This is a genomic window from Pseudomonas petroselini, assembly GCF_045037875.1.
Classification (GTDB): domain Bacteria; phylum Pseudomonadota; class Gammaproteobacteria; order Pseudomonadales; family Pseudomonadaceae; genus Aquipseudomonas; species Aquipseudomonas petroselini.
This window is the reverse complement of record NZ_CP173614.1, coordinates 4,039,098-4,055,061: the sequence shown is the minus strand read 5'-3', so window position 1 is coordinate 4,055,061 and position 15,964 is coordinate 4,039,098. Positions and strand designations below refer to the sequence as shown.

Annotated in this window: 20 protein-coding genes; 6 read left to right on the top strand and 14 right to left on the bottom strand. The window is 61.7% G+C overall.

Annotated features, from left to right (window positions below):
- Nucleotides 1-34: 34 nt before the first annotated feature.
- The gene (locus ACI512_RS18630) at nucleotides 35-505 is read right to left on the bottom strand and encodes an arsenate reductase ArsC (RefSeq protein WP_250948840.1); all 471 of its coding nucleotides are present in this window, start codon (nucleotides 503-505) and stop codon (nucleotides 35-37) included.
- Nucleotides 506-518: 13 nt separating this feature from the next.
- Entirely contained in the window at nucleotides 519-1,802 is a 1,284-nt protein-coding gene (locus ACI512_RS18625; protein WP_012724144.1) for an arsenic transporter, read from the bottom strand.
- A 250-nt stretch (nucleotides 1,803-2,052) separates the two neighbouring features.
- Between ACI512_RS18625 and ACI512_RS18620 the strand changes: the two genes are divergently transcribed.
- The 4 genes from ACI512_RS18620 (at nucleotide 2,053) to ACI512_RS18605 (ending at nucleotide 3,871) form a co-directional block, all read left to right on the top strand.
- A complete protein-coding gene (locus ACI512_RS18620; RefSeq protein WP_043205333.1) occupies nucleotides 2,053-2,268 on the top strand; it encodes a hypothetical protein in 216 nt (71 codons plus the stop codon).
- Between the two features lie 71 nt (nucleotides 2,269-2,339).
- Complete coding sequence (locus ACI512_RS18615; protein WP_012724146.1) at nucleotides 2,340-3,035, top strand: AzlC family ABC transporter permease; 696 nt, start codon at nucleotides 2,340-2,342, stop codon at nucleotides 3,033-3,035.
- A complete protein-coding gene (locus tag ACI512_RS18610) occupies nucleotides 3,032-3,343 on the top strand; it encodes an AzlD domain-containing protein (RefSeq protein ID WP_012724147.1) in 312 nt (103 codons plus the stop codon). The genes ACI512_RS18615 and ACI512_RS18610 overlap by 4 nt, the downstream gene beginning before the upstream one ends.
- A gap of 174 nt (nucleotides 3,344-3,517) precedes the next feature.
- On the top strand, nucleotides 3,518-3,871 hold the full coding sequence (locus ACI512_RS18605) for a hypothetical protein (protein ID WP_043205334.1): 354 nt from the start codon (nucleotides 3,518-3,520) through the stop codon (nucleotides 3,869-3,871).
- Nucleotides 3,872-4,014: 143 nt separating this feature from the next.
- Here the strand turns inward: ACI512_RS18605 and ACI512_RS18600 are convergent, their stop codons facing one another.
- The 8 genes from ACI512_RS18600 to ACI512_RS18565 form a co-directional block, all read right to left on the bottom strand.
- On the bottom strand, nucleotides 4,015-4,719 hold the full coding sequence (locus tag ACI512_RS18600) for a YoaK family protein (protein ID WP_012724149.1): 705 nt from the start codon (nucleotides 4,717-4,719) through the stop codon (nucleotides 4,015-4,017).
- A 69-nt stretch (nucleotides 4,720-4,788) separates the two neighbouring features.
- Complete coding sequence (locus tag ACI512_RS18595; protein WP_405121262.1) at nucleotides 4,789-6,411, bottom strand: ABC-F family ATP-binding cassette domain-containing protein; 1,623 nt, start codon at nucleotides 6,409-6,411, stop codon at nucleotides 4,789-4,791.
- 124 nt (nucleotides 6,412-6,535) lie between these two features.
- Nucleotides 6,536-7,573: a DNA topoisomerase IB gene (locus tag ACI512_RS18590; protein ID WP_012724151.1), complete on the bottom strand. Its 1,038-nt coding sequence runs from the start codon at nucleotides 7,571-7,573 to the stop codon at nucleotides 6,536-6,538.
- Nucleotides 7,574-7,651: 78 nt separating this feature from the next.
- Entirely contained in the window at nucleotides 7,652-8,731 is a 1,080-nt protein-coding gene (gene modC, locus ACI512_RS18585; protein ID WP_236383462.1) for a molybdenum ABC transporter ATP-binding protein, read from the bottom strand.
- Nucleotides 8,732-8,736: 5 nt separating this feature from the next.
- On the bottom strand, nucleotides 8,737-9,417 hold the full coding sequence (modB, locus tag ACI512_RS18580; protein ID WP_046034197.1) for a molybdate ABC transporter permease subunit: 681 nt from the start codon (nucleotides 9,415-9,417) through the stop codon (nucleotides 8,737-8,739).
- The gene (gene modA / locus ACI512_RS18575) at nucleotides 9,418-10,176 is read right to left on the bottom strand and encodes a molybdate ABC transporter substrate-binding protein (protein ID WP_405121261.1); all 759 of its coding nucleotides are present in this window, start codon (nucleotides 10,174-10,176) and stop codon (nucleotides 9,418-9,420) included.
- A gap of 119 nt (nucleotides 10,177-10,295) precedes the next feature.
- Nucleotides 10,296-11,354 (bottom strand): nitronate monooxygenase family protein, encoded by a 1,059-nt coding sequence (locus ACI512_RS18570; protein ID WP_236383455.1) that lies wholly within the window; start codon nucleotides 11,352-11,354, stop codon nucleotides 10,296-10,298.
- 109 nt (nucleotides 11,355-11,463) lie between these two features.
- Nucleotides 11,464-12,342 (bottom strand): alpha/beta fold hydrolase, encoded by an 879-nt coding sequence (locus ACI512_RS18565; RefSeq protein WP_122256045.1) that lies wholly within the window; start codon nucleotides 12,340-12,342, stop codon nucleotides 11,464-11,466.
- 173 nt (nucleotides 12,343-12,515) lie between these two features.
- Between ACI512_RS18565 and ACI512_RS18560 the strand changes: the two genes are divergently transcribed.
- On the top strand, nucleotides 12,516-13,094 hold the full coding sequence (locus ACI512_RS18560; protein WP_405121260.1) for a CGNR zinc finger domain-containing protein: 579 nt from the start codon (nucleotides 12,516-12,518) through the stop codon (nucleotides 13,092-13,094).
- Here ACI512_RS18560 and ada read toward each other — a convergent pair.
- The 4 genes from ada to ACI512_RS18540 form a co-directional block, all read right to left on the bottom strand.
- Nucleotides 13,091-14,137, bottom strand: a complete 1,047-nt coding sequence (ada, locus tag ACI512_RS18555) for a bifunctional DNA-binding transcriptional regulator/O6-methylguanine-DNA methyltransferase Ada (protein WP_064052077.1) — start codon at nucleotides 14,135-14,137, stop codon at nucleotides 13,091-13,093. The genes ACI512_RS18560 and ada overlap by 4 nt on opposite strands.
- A 75-nt stretch (nucleotides 14,138-14,212) precedes the next feature.
- Complete coding sequence (alkB, locus tag ACI512_RS18550) at nucleotides 14,213-14,878, bottom strand: DNA oxidative demethylase AlkB (protein ID WP_012724159.1); 666 nt, start codon at nucleotides 14,876-14,878, stop codon at nucleotides 14,213-14,215.
- Between the two features lie 4 nt (nucleotides 14,879-14,882).
- Nucleotides 14,883-15,050, bottom strand: a complete 168-nt coding sequence (locus tag ACI512_RS18545) for a hypothetical protein (protein WP_012724160.1) — start codon at nucleotides 15,048-15,050, stop codon at nucleotides 14,883-14,885.
- A 23-nt stretch (nucleotides 15,051-15,073) separates the two neighbouring features.
- Nucleotides 15,074-15,376, bottom strand: a complete 303-nt coding sequence (locus ACI512_RS18540) for a DUF1883 domain-containing protein (protein WP_003191319.1) — start codon at nucleotides 15,374-15,376, stop codon at nucleotides 15,074-15,076.
- A gap of 213 nt (nucleotides 15,377-15,589) precedes the next feature.
- On the opposite strand from ACI512_RS18540, the gene ACI512_RS18535 reads away from it, so the two are divergent.
- Nucleotides 15,590-15,943 carry a hypothetical protein gene (locus ACI512_RS18535; RefSeq protein WP_012724161.1) on the top strand — a complete coding sequence of 118 codons (354 nt, stop codon included), beginning with the start codon at nucleotides 15,590-15,592 and terminating at the stop codon, nucleotides 15,941-15,943.
- The last annotated feature ends 21 nt before the right edge of the window (nucleotides 15,944-15,964 follow it).

Sequence of the window (15,964 nt, the reverse complement as noted above, 5' to 3'; positions counted from 1 at the left end):
TCGGGCAAGGGCAGGGTGGTCATGGTTCCTCCGGTTACAGCAGTGCAATGCGCGCGAGTTCAGCGTTGCGTTCCGCAGGGCTGAGGCGGTCAAATGGCACGGCAAAAAACGCCCGGCAGCGCGTGGCAATGATCGCCAGGGTGGCGTCGAATGCAGCTTGCACACTCGCCTCATCACCGAGCACATCCGAAGGGTCTGCCAAGCCCCAATGCGCCTTCATGGCGGGCCCGAAGTACACCGGGCAGGCTTCGCCGGCCGCCTTGTCGCACACGGTGATCACCACATCCGGCGGGCTGTCTGCAAAGGCCTCGTTACCCTTGCTGTAAAGACCCTTGGTGCTGATGCCCGCGGCCTGTAGCGTACTCAGGCTGCGCGGCAGGACCTGGCCCTTGGGAAAGCTGCCGGAACTGATCGCCTCAAAACCCGGCGGCGCCAGGTGGTTGAATACCGCTTCGGACAAGATGCTGCGGCAACTGTTGGCGGTGCACATGAACAGGACTTTCATTGCGGTATCTCCGTCAGACACTCAGGCGCACGGCGAGGGCGGCAAGGGTGATCAACAACACCGGCAACGTCAGTACGATGCCGACCTTGAAGTAGTAGCCCCAGGTGATGGTGATGCCCTTGCGCGCAAGGATATGCAGCCACAGCAACGTGGCCAGGCTGCCGATCGGGGTGATTTTCGGGCCCAGGTCACTGCCGATGACGTTGGCGTAGATCATCGCGTCCTTGACCACGCCCACGGCATGGCTGGACTCGATGGACAGCGCGCCGATCAACACCGTCGGCAAGTTGTTCATCGCCGAGGACAACAGCGCCGTCAGCACCCCCGTGCCCATGGCTGCGCCCCAAACGCCGTAAGTGGCGAAGGTGTCGAGCCAGGTCGCCAGGTAGGTGGTGAGGCCGGCGTTACGCAAGCCGTACACCACCAGGTACATCCCGAGCGAAAAGATTACGATCTGCCACGGTGCTTCCTTCAGCACTTTGCGTGTGGATATCTTGTGGCCCTTGGCGGCGATCACCAGCAGGAGCACGGCGCAGACGGCGGAAATCGCGCTGATGGGAATGCCCAGCGGCTCCAGGGCGAAGCAACCGACCAGCAGGATGCCCAGCACCCACCAGCCGGCGCGGAAGGTGGCGCGGTCGTGGACGGCGCTGGCGGGGTCTTCGAGGTCGGCTGGGTCGTAGGTCTGGGGGATATCGCGACGGAAGAACCACAGCAACACCGCCAGCGTAGCTGCGACGCTGACAAAGTTGACCGGCACCATCACCGCCGCGTATTCGTTGAAGCCGATCTTGAAATAGTCCGCCGAGACGATATTGACCAGGTTCGACACCACCAGCGGCAGGCTCGCGGTGTCGGCGATAAAGCCTGCTCCCATGACGAATGCCAGGGTCGCCGCCGGGGAGAAGCGCAGGGCCAACAGCATCGACATCACGATCGGCGTAAGGATCAGCGCCGCGCCGTCGTTGGCGAACAGGGCCGACACCAGCGCGCCGAGCAACACCATATAAGCAAACAGGCGTCGGCCGCGGCCACGGCCCCAGCGCGCGACGTGCAAGGCGGTCCAGGCAAAGAAGCCGGCCTCGTCCAGCAACAGGCTGATGATGATCAACGCGACAAAGGTCCCGGTGGCATTCCAGATGATGTGCCACACCACCGGGATGTCGGCCAGGCTGATCACGCCAGAGGCCAGGGCCAGGATGGCGCCCATTGTTGCACTCCAGCCGACGCCCAAGCCCTTGGGCTGCCAGATGACCAGTACGATGGTGAAGATGAAAATGCCAATTGCGACAAGCATGGGTTAACGCTCCGATGGCTCAGCAGGTGCTGCTGGCGCGCTGTGGTAGGTGGTGCAGAGCATGGATCAGTTCGCGGACGCAAAGTTCGCATGCCAGTGGGGTCGATAGCGGCATGGCTGAAGTATCGGTCAAATGCTGTATCAATTGATATGGATCAAATCCCTTGAAATCCGCCACAAGTGTTTGAAATTAAAATGAAACATGAATGTCCTAAAGTGCCTCCCCATTGCTGATGAAGGAAGACCCCGCGTGACCCGTGCCACTCGCAACCTGCGCAAGACCCTGGATTCCGTCGCGGATAATAACGAAACCGCGGCATTCGACCTGATGCGCGCGGTCGAAAAACTCGGTGATGAAGTGCTGCGCCAGCGCCTGCTCAATACCATTCACCGGCTCAACCAGGACGCCCACGAATTGCGCGAAGCACGCGACTCGGTGGAGCAAGTGTCTGTCAGGCTCGCCTGAGCAAGATCGTTCAAGACAAGTCCCTTGTTGCGCTGGCATGCTTGTCGACTGTCTGTCGATGAGCCGTTTCCATGCCTACCGCCTTACCTCATTACGCCTTCGCTCGCGGCGCAATCGCCGTGATTCCGCTGTCCCTGGCCTGTGCGCCATGGGGGCTGCTCGCCGGTTCCATGGCCATTGATGCGCAGTTCAGCCCATTGGAAGCCCAGGGCTTGTCCGCCATCGTGTTTGCCGGCGCTGCGCAACTGGTCGCTATCGGCATGGTCAAGAGCGGCGCCAGCCTGATTTCCATTGTGCTGACCACCTTGCTGCTCACCTCCCAGCATTTGCTCTACGGCATGCACTTGCGCCCGATCCTGTCGCCCCTCAACACCCGCTGGCGCATGAGCCTGGGCTTTCTGCTCACCGATGAATTCTTCGCCCTGGTCAGTCACTACGACCGCGAGACGTTCAATCGCTGGTACGCCCTGGGCGTGGGCCTGACGTTTTATATCGCCTGGAACCTGTTCACCCTGGCCGGCATCGTGCTCGGTAAAAGCATTCCCGGCCTCGATCAACTGGGCCTGGAGTTTTCCATCGCTGCGACGTTTATCGCGTTGATTACGCCGGTGGTGCGTGACATCCCCACGGTGGTCTGCGTGGCGGTGTCGCTGCTGTTTTCGGTGTGGCTGAGTTTCCTGCAGTGGGAATCGGCGGTGGTGGTGTCCGGCGTGCTGGGCATGAGCGCAGGGTATGCCTGCAAGCGACTGGGAGTGGGGCAGCGATGATCTACATCATGATTGTGGCGATGGGCCTGGTGGTCTTCCTCAACCGTTATCTGTTTATCGAACCGCGTCTGCCGGTGCGCCTCAACCGCGGTGCGCGGGAGTTTCTCGGGTTTGCGGTGCCGGGCATGCTCACGGCGATTTGCGGGCCGATCATCTTTCTCGCCGACCACCAGCTTAACCTGAGCCCGGCCAACCCTTATTTGCTGGCGGGTATCAGCGCGGTGGCGTTGATGTTCTGGACGCGTAACGTGCTGATGACCGTGCTGCTGAGCATGACGTTGTTCTACCTGTTCCGCTGGTTGCTCTGACAACCACCCAGCGAAAAAAAGCCCGCGGGAGAGCGGGCAGAAGGGATACTTCTAAAAATGAGCGTGGCCACTATAGGCCGCGTTTTCCGTCTTTACAGTGAAACAAAGTTCATGCATCCGGCAGTCCGGCGCGCGGCAATGGTACAGTCGCGTTTTTTCCAACGGAGCAATGGCATGCACAAGGTGGTAATTGGCGCACTGGTACTGGCGGCCCTGGCCGGTTGCGCGGGTTCGAAGATGAAAGAGGCGCGTGCAGGCACGCCCTACAAGACCCTGGCTTCGGACAAGGCCACCCTGGTAGTTGCCGAATGCGTCCAGTTCGGCTGGCAGGACGAAAGCGTCTTCGGCGTTGACGCCGGCGGCTTCAAGGAGCCGATCGGCGCGGGCGGTTTTACCGTCTACACCACCGCGGGTGATTACTTCGCCGATGTGCAAAGCGCGGGTACCGGTTCGACCATCAACTACTACGCCGCACAAGACAACATGCCGGCCAAGCGTCGTTTGGCCGCACTCGCGACCTGCCTGTAGGCGAATGCCTTAGTCGTTTTAGGAAATGCCTGGCACGACAGCCGCGAGGCATTAGCTTATGATTCACCGGCTCGCCCGACATGATGGCTCTTTACCAGTACACGGACGTCGAGGCCTAAACGTCGGGCGAGCCTCTTCTTTTTTCAGCGCGGCATGTAACCCAGGTGCCAACGGCGCGGGATTTTCAGCGAGATCAGCCCTAGCAACCCCGCCAGTACGCCGCTGACCAGCAGCGCCTTCAGGCCCAGCTGCTGCTCCAACAGCGCGCCAATGACTGCCCCCACGAACATCCCGCCCCACGGGATCAACTGCACACGCCAGCCACTGCGGCGCTCCCCCAGCAGCCAGCGTCCCAGCCCGCGACCAAAGCGGGAAAGCGCGCCGGTGACGTAAGTCAGCCCTACCGGCAGCCCGTTGACCTCTTCCACAGCGGCATTGAGCATGCCCATCGCGACGATCGCCGCCAGCAGCGCGGGCAACGTATCGGCGAACGGCAGGAATGCCGCACCGCATAACAGGGCGGCAATACACAACAGCAAGGGCAACGCATGGCGGCGGCTCAGCCGGCTGACCACTACCCCCAAGGCGTTGCCGACGATAAATGTCGCAACCAGCAACAACAGGCGCCCGGTCAGGCCAAGCTCTCCCGCGCTGATCGCCACCGCCAGGCGCGTGGTATTGCCGCTCATGAACGAAACAAAGTCGCCGCTTGCCATGAAACCGATGGCATCGGTCATGCCCGCCAGTACCGACAGGCTGGCCACCAGCATCAGCCCGACCCGACCACGCCAGCGCTGTCGATGGGCAAGTGCAGCGTTGGCGTAGGGCTTGCGGGGCGAAGGCAGCATAGGACCGGGTTCCTCGGTGAGATTATACGGCCACTACCGTAGGACGCTTTCAGCGCGTATGCAATGACCTCAAACACACTGCAGGGACCAACCCGTGCGATGCCAGTCGAGGTAATGCGTCGGCCTGATCGTTTGCACAAACGCCGGGTCATGGGATACCACAATGATTGCCCCGGTAAACCCCTGCAGCGCCTGCTCAACCGCCGTCACCGATTCCAAGTCCAGGTGGTTGGTCGGCTCGTCCAGCAACAGCAGCTGCGCGGGCTCCTCGCGCCACAGGGCAATGGCCATGGCTGCCTTTAACCGTTCGCCACCACTGAGCTGCCCGACCGGCTGGGTCACCCGCAAGGCATCCAGTTGCAGCAAAGCCAGGCGCGTGCGCAATGGGGCTTCGGCCAGTGGCGTGGCGAGCAGGTTGAGCTGTTCAACGATGGAGCGTCGATCGTCCAGCAGTGCGAGGTGTTGATCAATGTAGGCAGTGGGCACCGTCACCCGGCATTCCCCGTTCACCGCCCGCCATTTTCCCGCCAATACCTTGAGCAGTGTGGACTTGCCACAGCCGTTGGGCCCACGTACCGCGACGCGCACCGGGCCGGCGAGTTGGACGTTGAGGCGGCTCGACGGCAGCCAAGGCAATTCTACGTCTATCAGGGACACCACCTGGCGACCGCCGGGCACTGCGCAAGCGGGCAACGCCAACAGCGTCGGCGTTTCCTCCATGACCCGTTCGTAGGCCTCGCGCACCTGGGCATCCAGGTCATGTTTGCGCTGCCCGTGCGCGCTGCGCAGGGTGTTGACGATTTCCGTGGCGGCGCCTTTCCAGCGTGCCTGGGTGAATCGGTCGACGTTGGCGGTCTCGGCGTGTTTGCGTGAGCGAGCGGCGTTGCGCTGCAGGCTGTCATGATCTTTTTGCAGGCGCCGACGTTCGCGGCTGCGCGCCAGGCGGGCGTGTTCCAGTGCGCAGACGGCGGCCTGTTGTTCGGCATTGCGCTGGTGCCGATAGGCATCGTAGTTGCCGCCATACACGTGGACGCCGAGGGGCGACAGTTCAACGATGCGTGCCATGGTGTTGAGCAATTGTCGATCATGACTGACCACCACCAGGCCGCCGCGCCACTCACTGAGCTGGCGCAGCAGCCATACACGGCCATCGCTGTCGAGGTGGTTGGTGGGCTCGTCGAGCACCAGCAGGTGTGGCGCAGCCAATAGCGCGCCGATAACGGCAATCCGCGCCAACTGACCGCCGCTGAGTGTGTCGGCCGGGGTGTCGACACCAAGCGCTTCCAGGCCCGCTGCATCCAGGGCGTTGCGCAAGCGCTCGGCCAGGTCCCAACGGTCGTCGATCAACTCAAGATCATCGACCTGCGCCGTGCCTTGGGCCATGCGCCCAAGGGCTGACAAGATCGCGGCGGTGCCGGTGAGGTCGGCAATGCTCGCGCCTGGCGCAACCACGGGGTTCTGCGCCACATAGACCACAGTGGCCGTACCATTGCGGGTGCCGGAGGAGGGCGATAGCAGCCCGGCGATCACGTGGGCCAGGAGACTTTTACCGCATCCGTTACGCCCCACAATGCCGGTGGGGGTGTGATCGATGGACAGGCTCAGGTCGTCCAGCAAGGTCTCGCCACTGGCGAACTGGACACTCAGGTGTTGCAGGGAAACAAGCGCGGGCAGCCGGTTGACGTCAGTCATCAGCACCTCCAAAAAAATGTCGGACAGGCCAACAAGCGCGCCAGGCGGCTTGTTGCAGATACATTTTGGAAGGCTTAGTGGTTCACGTCGGCGATCGTCCTGCGAATCAGAAGAGAGGCAAAGCCTAACCCGCCTTGGCTTTTTTCGGCAAGTCCGCCGCCAGTTGTTCAAGGAACATCGCCAAGGCAACCTCTTCGGCCTTGAGCCCTTTGCGCAGTCGCGGCTTAGGCAGCTTGGAGAGTTCGCCCAGGCTGAAATGCTCCAGTACGGCGGGGTGGATGTAGCACTTGCGGCACACCGCCGGGGTGTTGCCCAACTGCTTGGCGACGTCCTTGACCATCGCCACGACGTGTCGCTTGGCATCGGACTCAGGCTGCCACTCCAATTCCCGCAACACCGCCAGCGCCATGGCCGTGCCGGCCCAGGTGCGGTAGTCCTTGGCGGTGAAGTCCGCACCAGTGAGGCTGTGCAGGTATTCATTCACGTCCTGGGAGCTGACAGTGTGCCGCTCGCCGTCTTCGTCCAGGTACTGGAACAGGTTCTGCCCCGGCAATTCCAGGCAGCGCTTGACCACCGTGGCCAGGCGCCGGTCCTTGACGCTGATCTGATGCTCCACGCCACTCTTGCCGCGAAACTGGAACTGGATCTCGCTGCCTTTCACATCCACATGGCGGGTGCGCAGGGTGGTCAGCCCGTAGGATTTGTTGTCCCGCGCATATTGGGTATTGCCGACGCGGATCAGCGTGGCGTCCAACAGCATCACCACGGTGGCCAAGACTTTTTCGCGAGTGAAGCCAGGCTCGGCGATTTTCGCTTCCAACTGTTTGCGTAATGTCGGCAGGGCGTTGCCGAATTCCTGCAACCGGGCGTACTTGTCGCTGTCGCGCACTTCACGCCAACGCGCATGATAGCGGTACTGCTTGCGCCCACGTGCATCGCGGCCGGTGGCTTGCAGGTGGCCGCGCGGGTCGGCGCAGATCCACACGTCGGTGTAGGCCGGTGGGACCGCCAGGGCGTTGAGGCGCTTGATCTCATCGGCGTCGGTGATGCGTACGCCCTTGGGGTCGAAATACTGGAACTTGCCGCGCACCGTCTTGCGACGGATGCCAGGCTGGGTGTCGTCAACGTAATGCAGGTCGCGGGGCAGCGCAGAGTCGGACATGGGACGGGTTCCTTGGCAACAAATCAGGCCGGTATGTCTGATTGACCGCAGCCGTATGCGGTCGTGCCAAAAGGTTGTTCACGCCAGCACGGCGACCGCCTTGATCTGCGCCCACAGCGTCTGGCCGGGGTGCAATTGCAGTTGGTCGCGGGAGAAGCGCGTGATGCGCGCCAGCAACGGCGTGCCCCCCGCGTCCAGGCGCACCAGCACGTGCGCGCTGTTGTCCGCCGAGATCTCCTGAATGACCGTCACCGGCAAGCGGTTGAGGATGCTGCTGTGTTCCTCGGCCTGCAGGCTCAGGCTGACATCACGCGCCTGCACCTTGATGCGCAGCGCTTTGCCCACGGCCAGCGGTGCATGGGCCACACGCATGTGCAGGTCGCTGGCGGGCAGTTGCAGGGTGAGCAACTGGTAGTGATCGTCGTAGGCGTTGACCGTGCCGTTGATCACCACACCTGCGTCGTCGCCCAACGCCAGGGGCAGGTCCAGCCGCGCCAGGGTTTCGCCGATGGGGCCGCTGGCCAAGGCCTTGCCGTCGCTGAGCAACACGATGTGATCGGCCAGGCGCGCCACCTCATCCTGAGCATGGCTGACATACAGTACCGGGATATCCAGCTCATCGTGGAGGCGTTCGAGGTACGGCAGGATCTCGCCTTTGCGCTGGCTGTCGAGGGCGGCCAGCGGCTCGTCCATCAACAGCAGGTTTGGGCTGGTGAGCAGCGCGCGGGCGATGCCGATGCGTTGGCGTTCACCGCCGGAGAGGTGCTGGGGATGGCGGTCAAGCAGGTGACCGATACCCAGCAGCTCGGTGGCCTGGGCCATGTCCACACGGCGCTGCTGCCGAGGAATGCGCTTGAGGCCGAACGCCAAGTTGTCCCGCACCGACAGATGCGCAAACAGGCTGGCCTCCTGAAACACGTAACCCAGCGCGCGCTTATGCGGGGGTACAAACCGCCCGTTGCGGCTGTCTTGCCAGACTTCATCGTTGATCTGGATAAAACCGTCTTCGGCGCGCTCCAGCCCGGCTATACAGCGCAGGCACGTGGTCTTGCCGGAGCCGGAATGCCCATACAACGCGGTCACCCCGCGGCCGGGCAGGTGCAGGTCGACGTCGAGGGCAAAGCCCGAATATTGGAGGTGCAGGCGTACATCGATCATCGACATCAGCTCCAGCCCATCTTGGTTTTACGGCTGGAGTAAAGCGCCAGCAACACCAGGAACGCGAACACCACCATGGCACCGGCCAGCCAATGGGCCTGGGCATATTCCATGGCTTCCACGTGGTCGTAGATCTGTACGGACACCACCCGGGTCTTGTCCGGGATATTGCCGCCGATCATCAGCACCACGCCGAATTCACCGACGGTGTGCGCGAAACCGAGGATCGAAGCGGTGATGAAGCCTGGACGCGCCAGGGGCAGGATCACGCTAAAAAACGTATCCCAGGGATTGGCGCGCAAGGTCGCCGCCACTTCCAGCGGGCGCGTGCCGATGGCGGAGAAGGCGTTTTGCAACGGCTGCACCACAAACGGCATGGAATAGATCACCGAACCGATGACCAGCCCGGCGAAGCTGAAGGTGAGAGTGCCCAGGCCCAGCCACTGGGTGAACTGGCCGAAATAACCATTGGGCCCCATGGTCAACAGCAGGTAGAAGCCGATCACCGTCGGCGGCAACACCAACGGCAAGGCGACGACGGCGCCGATAGGGCCGCGCCACCAGGAGCGGGTGCGCGACAGCCACAGGGCAATCGGAGTGCCGATGACCAGCAGGATCACGGTGGTCAGTGACGCCAGCTTGATGGTCAGCCAGATAGCGGAAAAATCGGCACTCGATAACGGCATTTACTTGGCCAGCTCGTAACCGTAGGACTTGATGACGGCAGCGGCTTTAGGCCCTTTGAGGTACTCAACCAGTGCCTTGGCAGCCGCACTGTCCTTGCCCTTGGTGAGGATCACTGCGTCCTGTTTGATCGGGTCATGCATCGCGGCTGGAACAATCCAGGCCGACCCGCTGGTGACTTTGCCGTCTTTGTAGATCTGCGACAAGGCGACAAAACCCAGCTCGGCGTTGCCGGTGGACACGAACTGATAGGCCTGGGTGATGTTCTGGCCTTCGACGAGCTTGTCTTTGACCTTCTCGGTCAGACCTTCCTTGGCCAACACCTGGGTGGCGGCGAGGCCGTAGGGTGCGGCTTTGGGGTTGGCGATGGAGAGGTGCTGGAATTCGTTTTTCTTCAGCACGTCACCTTTGGCGTCCACGTAGCCTTCTTTGGCCGACCACAGCGCGAGGGTGCCGACGGCGTAGGTGAAGCGTGAGCCCTTGACGGTGTCGCCTTCGGTTTCGAGTTTTTGCGGCGTGGTGTCGTCGGCGCTCAGGAACACTTCGAAGGGCGCGCCGTTCTTGATCTGGGTGTAGAACTGGCCGGTGGCACCGTAGGCGGCGACCAACTTGTGGCCGGTGTCTTTCTCGAAGTCGGCGGCAATCGCCTGGATCGGTGCGGTGAAGTTGGCGGCCACGGCCACCTGGACTTCATCGGCCTGCGCCGAACCGAAGGCGAGGGCAGCGACCAGGACGGCCAAGCGTGGGGCGTGAATCTTCATGAAGCAGCTCCTTTGAGTCTGTACGGCTTGTTATAGGGAGAAGGCCTTACCGCTATGTATGGGAATATATAGCGGTTGGCCATTGCCGGTACAGTGCAAAGTTGCCACAGGTGAAGGTTCTAGTTGAACTTGGCCAACGCCTGCTCCGCCAGTTCGCGGGTCAGCTCATACGTGGTGATGTCTTTGCCCAGGCGCAGGGCCTGGCCGGACCACAGGTTACTGAAGCCGGCCTCATCCTTGGCCTTGAGCGGTATCAGCGCACCGCCGGAGGTAGGGAAGGCCGGCGCGGCCGGGTTGATTGCACCGAGCTCACGCATGACCCGGTTGACGATGCCGCGTGCCGGGCGACCGGTGAACAGGTTGGTCAGCGCGGTTTCGCTGGCCTGGGCGTGGCGCAGTGCGTGATGGTGGGACGCGGTGACATGGGCTTCGGGGGTAAACAGGTACGCCGTACCGATCTGCACCGCCGAGGCGCCCAGGGCGAATGCCGCGACAATCCCACGTGCATCACCGATGCCGCCGGCGGCAATCACCGGCACGCTGACGGCGTCGACCACTTGCGGCACCAGGGCGAACAAGCCGATCTGGGTGTTGATGTCATCGCTGAGAAACAAGCCACGATGCCCACCCGCTTCACTGCCCATGGCGATGATTGCATCGCAGCCGTGCTGTTCCAGCCAGAGGGCTTCTTCGACGGTGGTGGCCGAGGACAGCACTTTCGCACCCGTGGCTTTTACTCGGTCCAACAGGGATTTTTCCGGCAGGCCAAAGTGGAAACTGACCACCTCCGGGCGAAACTCCTCAACCACTTGGCAAGCCGCCTCGTTGAACGGTTCGCGGTTGGAGACCGGGGTTGGCGCGTCATAGTCGGCACCCAATTCGCGGTAGTAGGGCTCCAGCAACGCCTTCCAGCGTTGATCACGCGCTGCATCGGGCGCGGGCGGTTGGTGGCAGAAGAAATTGACGTTGATCGGCCGTGCGCCGGCCTGGCGGATAGTGCTCAGCGCGTCGCGCAGTTGCTCGATGCTCAGCGCGGCGGCCGGTAATGAACCCAGCGCACCCGCAGCGTTGGCGGCGATGACCATGGCCGTGGTGGTGCCGACGGCCATGGGGGCCTGGATGATCGGCACGTCGATGCCCAGCAGGTCGAGAATTCGGGTGTCTGGCCAGGTGCTCATGGGATGCGTCTCCAGCGTCAGTGAGGCTTTTCGCTGTTGTAACAGGGCCATTGGCACCCGGCCAGTCTGTTTTATTCACTGGACGAACGTGTGCGTTCGTGGTGCGCCATCAGTTGATGGCGTTGCCCAGTACCGCGTGAATCCGCTCGGCGATATGCGCCGCATGGGTTTCCAGGGCGAAGTGGCCGGTGTCCAGCAGTTCCACCACCGCGTTGGGGTTGTCGGTTTTATAGGCGTGCGCACCTGGCGGGATGAAGAACGGATCGTTCTGGCCCCAGATCACCAGTGTCGGCACTTGCGTGGCGTTGAAGAAGGCCTGGAATGCCGGGTAGAGCGTCAGGTTGTTACGGTAGTCGAGGAACAGGTCCAGCTGGATCTCGTCGTTGCCGGGGCGCTGCATGAGCAGTACGTCGAGCATGTAGGCTTCCGGCGCCACCCGTTCGGGCTGATTCACGCCATGCAGGTACTGGTAGCGCGTGCCTTCGAGGCTGATCACGGCGTTGCGGATCACTTCACGGTTGGCTTGGCTCGGCTCGGCCCAGTAGGTACGAATCGGCGCCCAGGCATCGCCCAGGCCTTCCAGGTAGGCGTTGCCGTTTTGCGACACCAACGCGCTGACCCGTTCCGGGTGCGCCACCGCCAGGCGCAGACCGACCGGCGCACCGTAATCGAACACGTACAGGGCGTAGCGGCTCAACGCCAACGCCTCGACAAAATGCCCCACCGTGATCGCCAGGTTATCGAAACTGTAGAGGTAATCGCGTTCGGCCGGCACCTCGGTAAACCCGAAACCCGGCAAATCCGGGGCGATCACCCGGAATCGTGTGGCGAGTAAAGGGATCAGGTCGCGGAACATATGCGACGAACTGGGGAAGCCATGCAGCAACAACATGACCGGGGCCGACGGAGCACCGGCCTCACGGTAGAACATGCGTACGCCGTCGACATCAACGTGACGGTAATGGATGACGGGGGCTGGAGTGGTCATGAGGTTTGTACCTTAGTAACTTGATTGGATTGATTTACGGGTTACCGTTTTTAAAAGCTGCGCCTGAATAGGTAACCTGTCAAACGTTTTATTCAGGTTATAAAATCATTTTCTGTAACTACCCTTCAGAAGAAATACAGGTTACGATCCGCAGACGCTCAAGAGGATCAGACATGACCACCCACGTACTTCTGGAACCCTACGTCCTTGCCGATGACCCGGTACTGGACATGCTCAATACCCGCGCCAATGTCGACGGTGAGCCCGTTGAGTTCTGGCAGGCCGACGCCGATGTCGAGCACTGGCTGGTGCGCTTGGGCTGGGTGGGAGAGGGCGAGGTGCCGGCGTTTGACGCGGGGGCTTTACTGGCGACGGCCAGGACGCTGCGGGAAGTGATTCGAGTGTTGCTTGAGGCACGCAAGGCGGGCGAGCAGGCCGACCCCGCCGCGCTCAATGGTTTTTTGCGCAAGGCGGTCAGTCATCCGCAGCTCAACTGGCCGGCGCCGGGTGAAGTGCACCTGGTGCGTCAACGCAAACGGCAGACGCCGGAGCAGTTTCTTTCACCGATTGCCGAAGCGGCTGCCGCCTTGCTGGTGGACGCAGATTTCAACTTGATTCGCACCTGCGAGCATCCCGACTGCGTGTTGTGGTTCTACGACCGTACCAAGGCGCATAAGCGTCGTTGGTGCAGCATGGCGTTGTGTGGCAACCGTCATAAAGTCGCCGAGTTTCGCAAGCGCAAGCTGGGTTAGGCCTCGCTTTCACGCGCCAGCAATTGCTGCTTGCGCTCCACGCCCCAGCGGTAGCCGGAGAGCTCGCCATTACTGCGTACTACGCGGTGACAGGGGATTGCCACCGCGATGCTGTTTGCACCACAGGCCTGGGCCACGGCGCGGAAGGACTTTGGTGCGCCGATGCGCTCAGCGATCTGCGCGTAGCTGGCTGTGCTCCCCGGAGGAATCTCACGCAAGGCTTGCCACACCCGCTCCTGAAACGCCGTGCCGCGCAGGTCCAGCGGCAGGTCCAGGCCGAGCGCGGGCGCTTCGATAAACCCCACGACCTGTGCGACCAACTGTTCGAAGCGCGGGTCGGCGCCGACCAGCTCGGCCTTGGGAAACTGATCCTGCAGGTCGCGCACCAGTTGGTCCGGGTCATCCCCCAGCAGAATCGCACACACGCCACGGGCGCTTTGTGCCACCAGGATCGCACCCAGCGAGCACTGCCCGACGGCAAACAGAATCGCGTTGTTAGTGCCTCCGGCCTTGTAGTCACTGGGCGTCATGCCGAGCAATTGATTGGCCGATTCATAAAAACGGCTGTTGGAATTGAAGCCTGCGTCATACAGCGCATCCGTCACCGAGTGCGAGCCCTTGAGGCCATCGCGTACTTTGCGTGAGCGATGGGCACTGGCGTAGCCCTTGGGGGTCAGGCCGGTGATGGCTTTGAACACGCGATGGAAATGGAAGGGGCTCAGCTTGGCGTGCGTGGCCAGCGTGTTCAGGCTGGGCGGGGTGTCGGCCTGTTCGATATGGCGGCAGGCGTTGGCCACCAGTTGCGCATGGTGCGCCGCAAGCTGGGTCTGGTCCCCGGCCGCGCGCTTGCTGGCGCGATAACCCGCAGCTTCGGCCTGTGCCGGGGTGTCGAAGAATTCGATATTTTCCGGGCGCGGCAAGCGTGAAGCGCTGCTGGGGCGGCAGTACACGCCGGTGGTCTTCACGCCGTAGACGAACAGCGCATCGGCCTTGGGGTCGCGGGCGAGAATGGCTGCCCAGCGCGGATCTTGTTCGATACTCATGGTCGGCACTCTTGACGGTTCCTGGCCAGATTAGTCGTGCCGTGAGCCCATGGCACTCTGAAGCTTGCGGTCAAATCAGCCGGCGGTGCGAAAGGTCAGGTTGATGCGTTGCGGCCCCATGACTGGGTGCACGCCGTCCTTGATCGGCATCACGCCGTGAAAACGCAGGCGGTCCACACCGCCCCAGACCACCACGTCGCCATGGAACAGCGAGACTTTCTGAGCCTTGGCACTGCGCTCATGCCCGCCAAACAGAAAAATCGCCGGTAACCCCAGCGACACCGACACCACCGGTTCGCTGTAGCGGCGCTCGTTCTTGTCCTGGTGCAGGGACATCTTTGCACCCGGTACATAACGGTTGATCAGGCAGGCGTCGGGGGCAAAGTCGACAAAGCCGGCGTCTGCCGCCGCCAGCACAGCCAATTGCCGCAAGGTGTCCGGCATGTGCGGCCAGGGCTGCTGGGTACGCGGGTCGAGTGGTGAGTAGCGGTAACCGGAAGTGTCGGTGGTCCAGCCCAGATCGCCGCAGCTGCTTAATGCGGCCGACATAGTGAAGCCACCGGGTGTGACCATTTGCCGGAACGGTGATTGAGCCAGCACCTGCCGTAACTCCGGCAGAAGGCGCTCAATCCAGGGCAGGGCGTAGCCCCTGAGCACGTAGGACTGTTCGCCAATTTGTTCGCGCCCAGCGGGTTGCTGCAAGGCGTCATCGGCGAACAGGTCAGCGGTGGGGCCGGGCATAGGCTTACAGCGCCTTGCTCACATTGATGTCGGTGATTTCATCACTGGCATCGTGAATCTTCGCCAGGGCTTGCTTGGCTTCTTCGACGCTGTTGGTCTGCAGTTGAGCGAACTCAAAGCGGCGTTCGCCGTTGAGCTTGTACTTGATCACGTATTTGGTGGTGGCAGTCACGGCTATTTCCTTTAAATGGCGGATCAGCTCAGCTTGGAGCTGGTACGACGCACAATGCGGATCTTGTGGGACAGCGCGGGTTTGCGGGTCACGCTAATGGCGCGGCGCGTGACGACGTCCAGGGTGATGTTCCAGAACCCGGTGCTCGGCGCGGTGATTTTGGCTGGGAATTTGTCAAATGCGCCACCGTGGTAAGTGTGGCGGCCGCCGTTCTTGAAGCTGCGAAAATTCGCATCGCTCATCAGACGAATATTACAAGTCTGCGAGCATTCGATGACAACAATGTCTCCCTCGTTGAGGTGCTCGCGCTGGTGGATGAATTTCATTGGGGGTGTCTCCAGAAGGGCTTTTTCTGAAAAATCAGAACGATACGTAGGTTAAGATGGAGTTTATCAGCCCCAGCGCGTTTATTATCGGCCCGTCTTCAACGACGTCGACAATTTAAAACAGTTATTTACCGAGTTATCAGGGATAAATCCTACGTGGGCGGGAGAAAAATACCATCCCCGCTGTCGTAGGGTCTTTATCGGAGGTTTTATATGAAGTGGAGTGTGTTGGTTCTGGCCCTGGCGATTGGTGGGTGTGCTTCGGTTGCAGATATCAAGCAGACCCCGCCGACCTTGGCGGTCATTTCCGGGAAGAAACCTCAGGAATACGCCGCGTGTGTGGTACAGAAACTGTCGGCGACCCGCCGGCCGCCGCAGATCGAACCGCATAAGGACGGTGGCGTGCAGGTGATCGTACCGCAGAAGTTTTCAGCCGACCCTTCGGCGATTTTTGAAATTGATGAACGTTCCAGCGGTAGCAGCATCAAGCTCTACGAGAGCATGTCCAATGTGCCGATCCGTCCGGGTGACGTTAAAAAGGCTGGCGAAGAGTGCATTTCCGGCTGATACAGCGCGCTTCACCCGCGA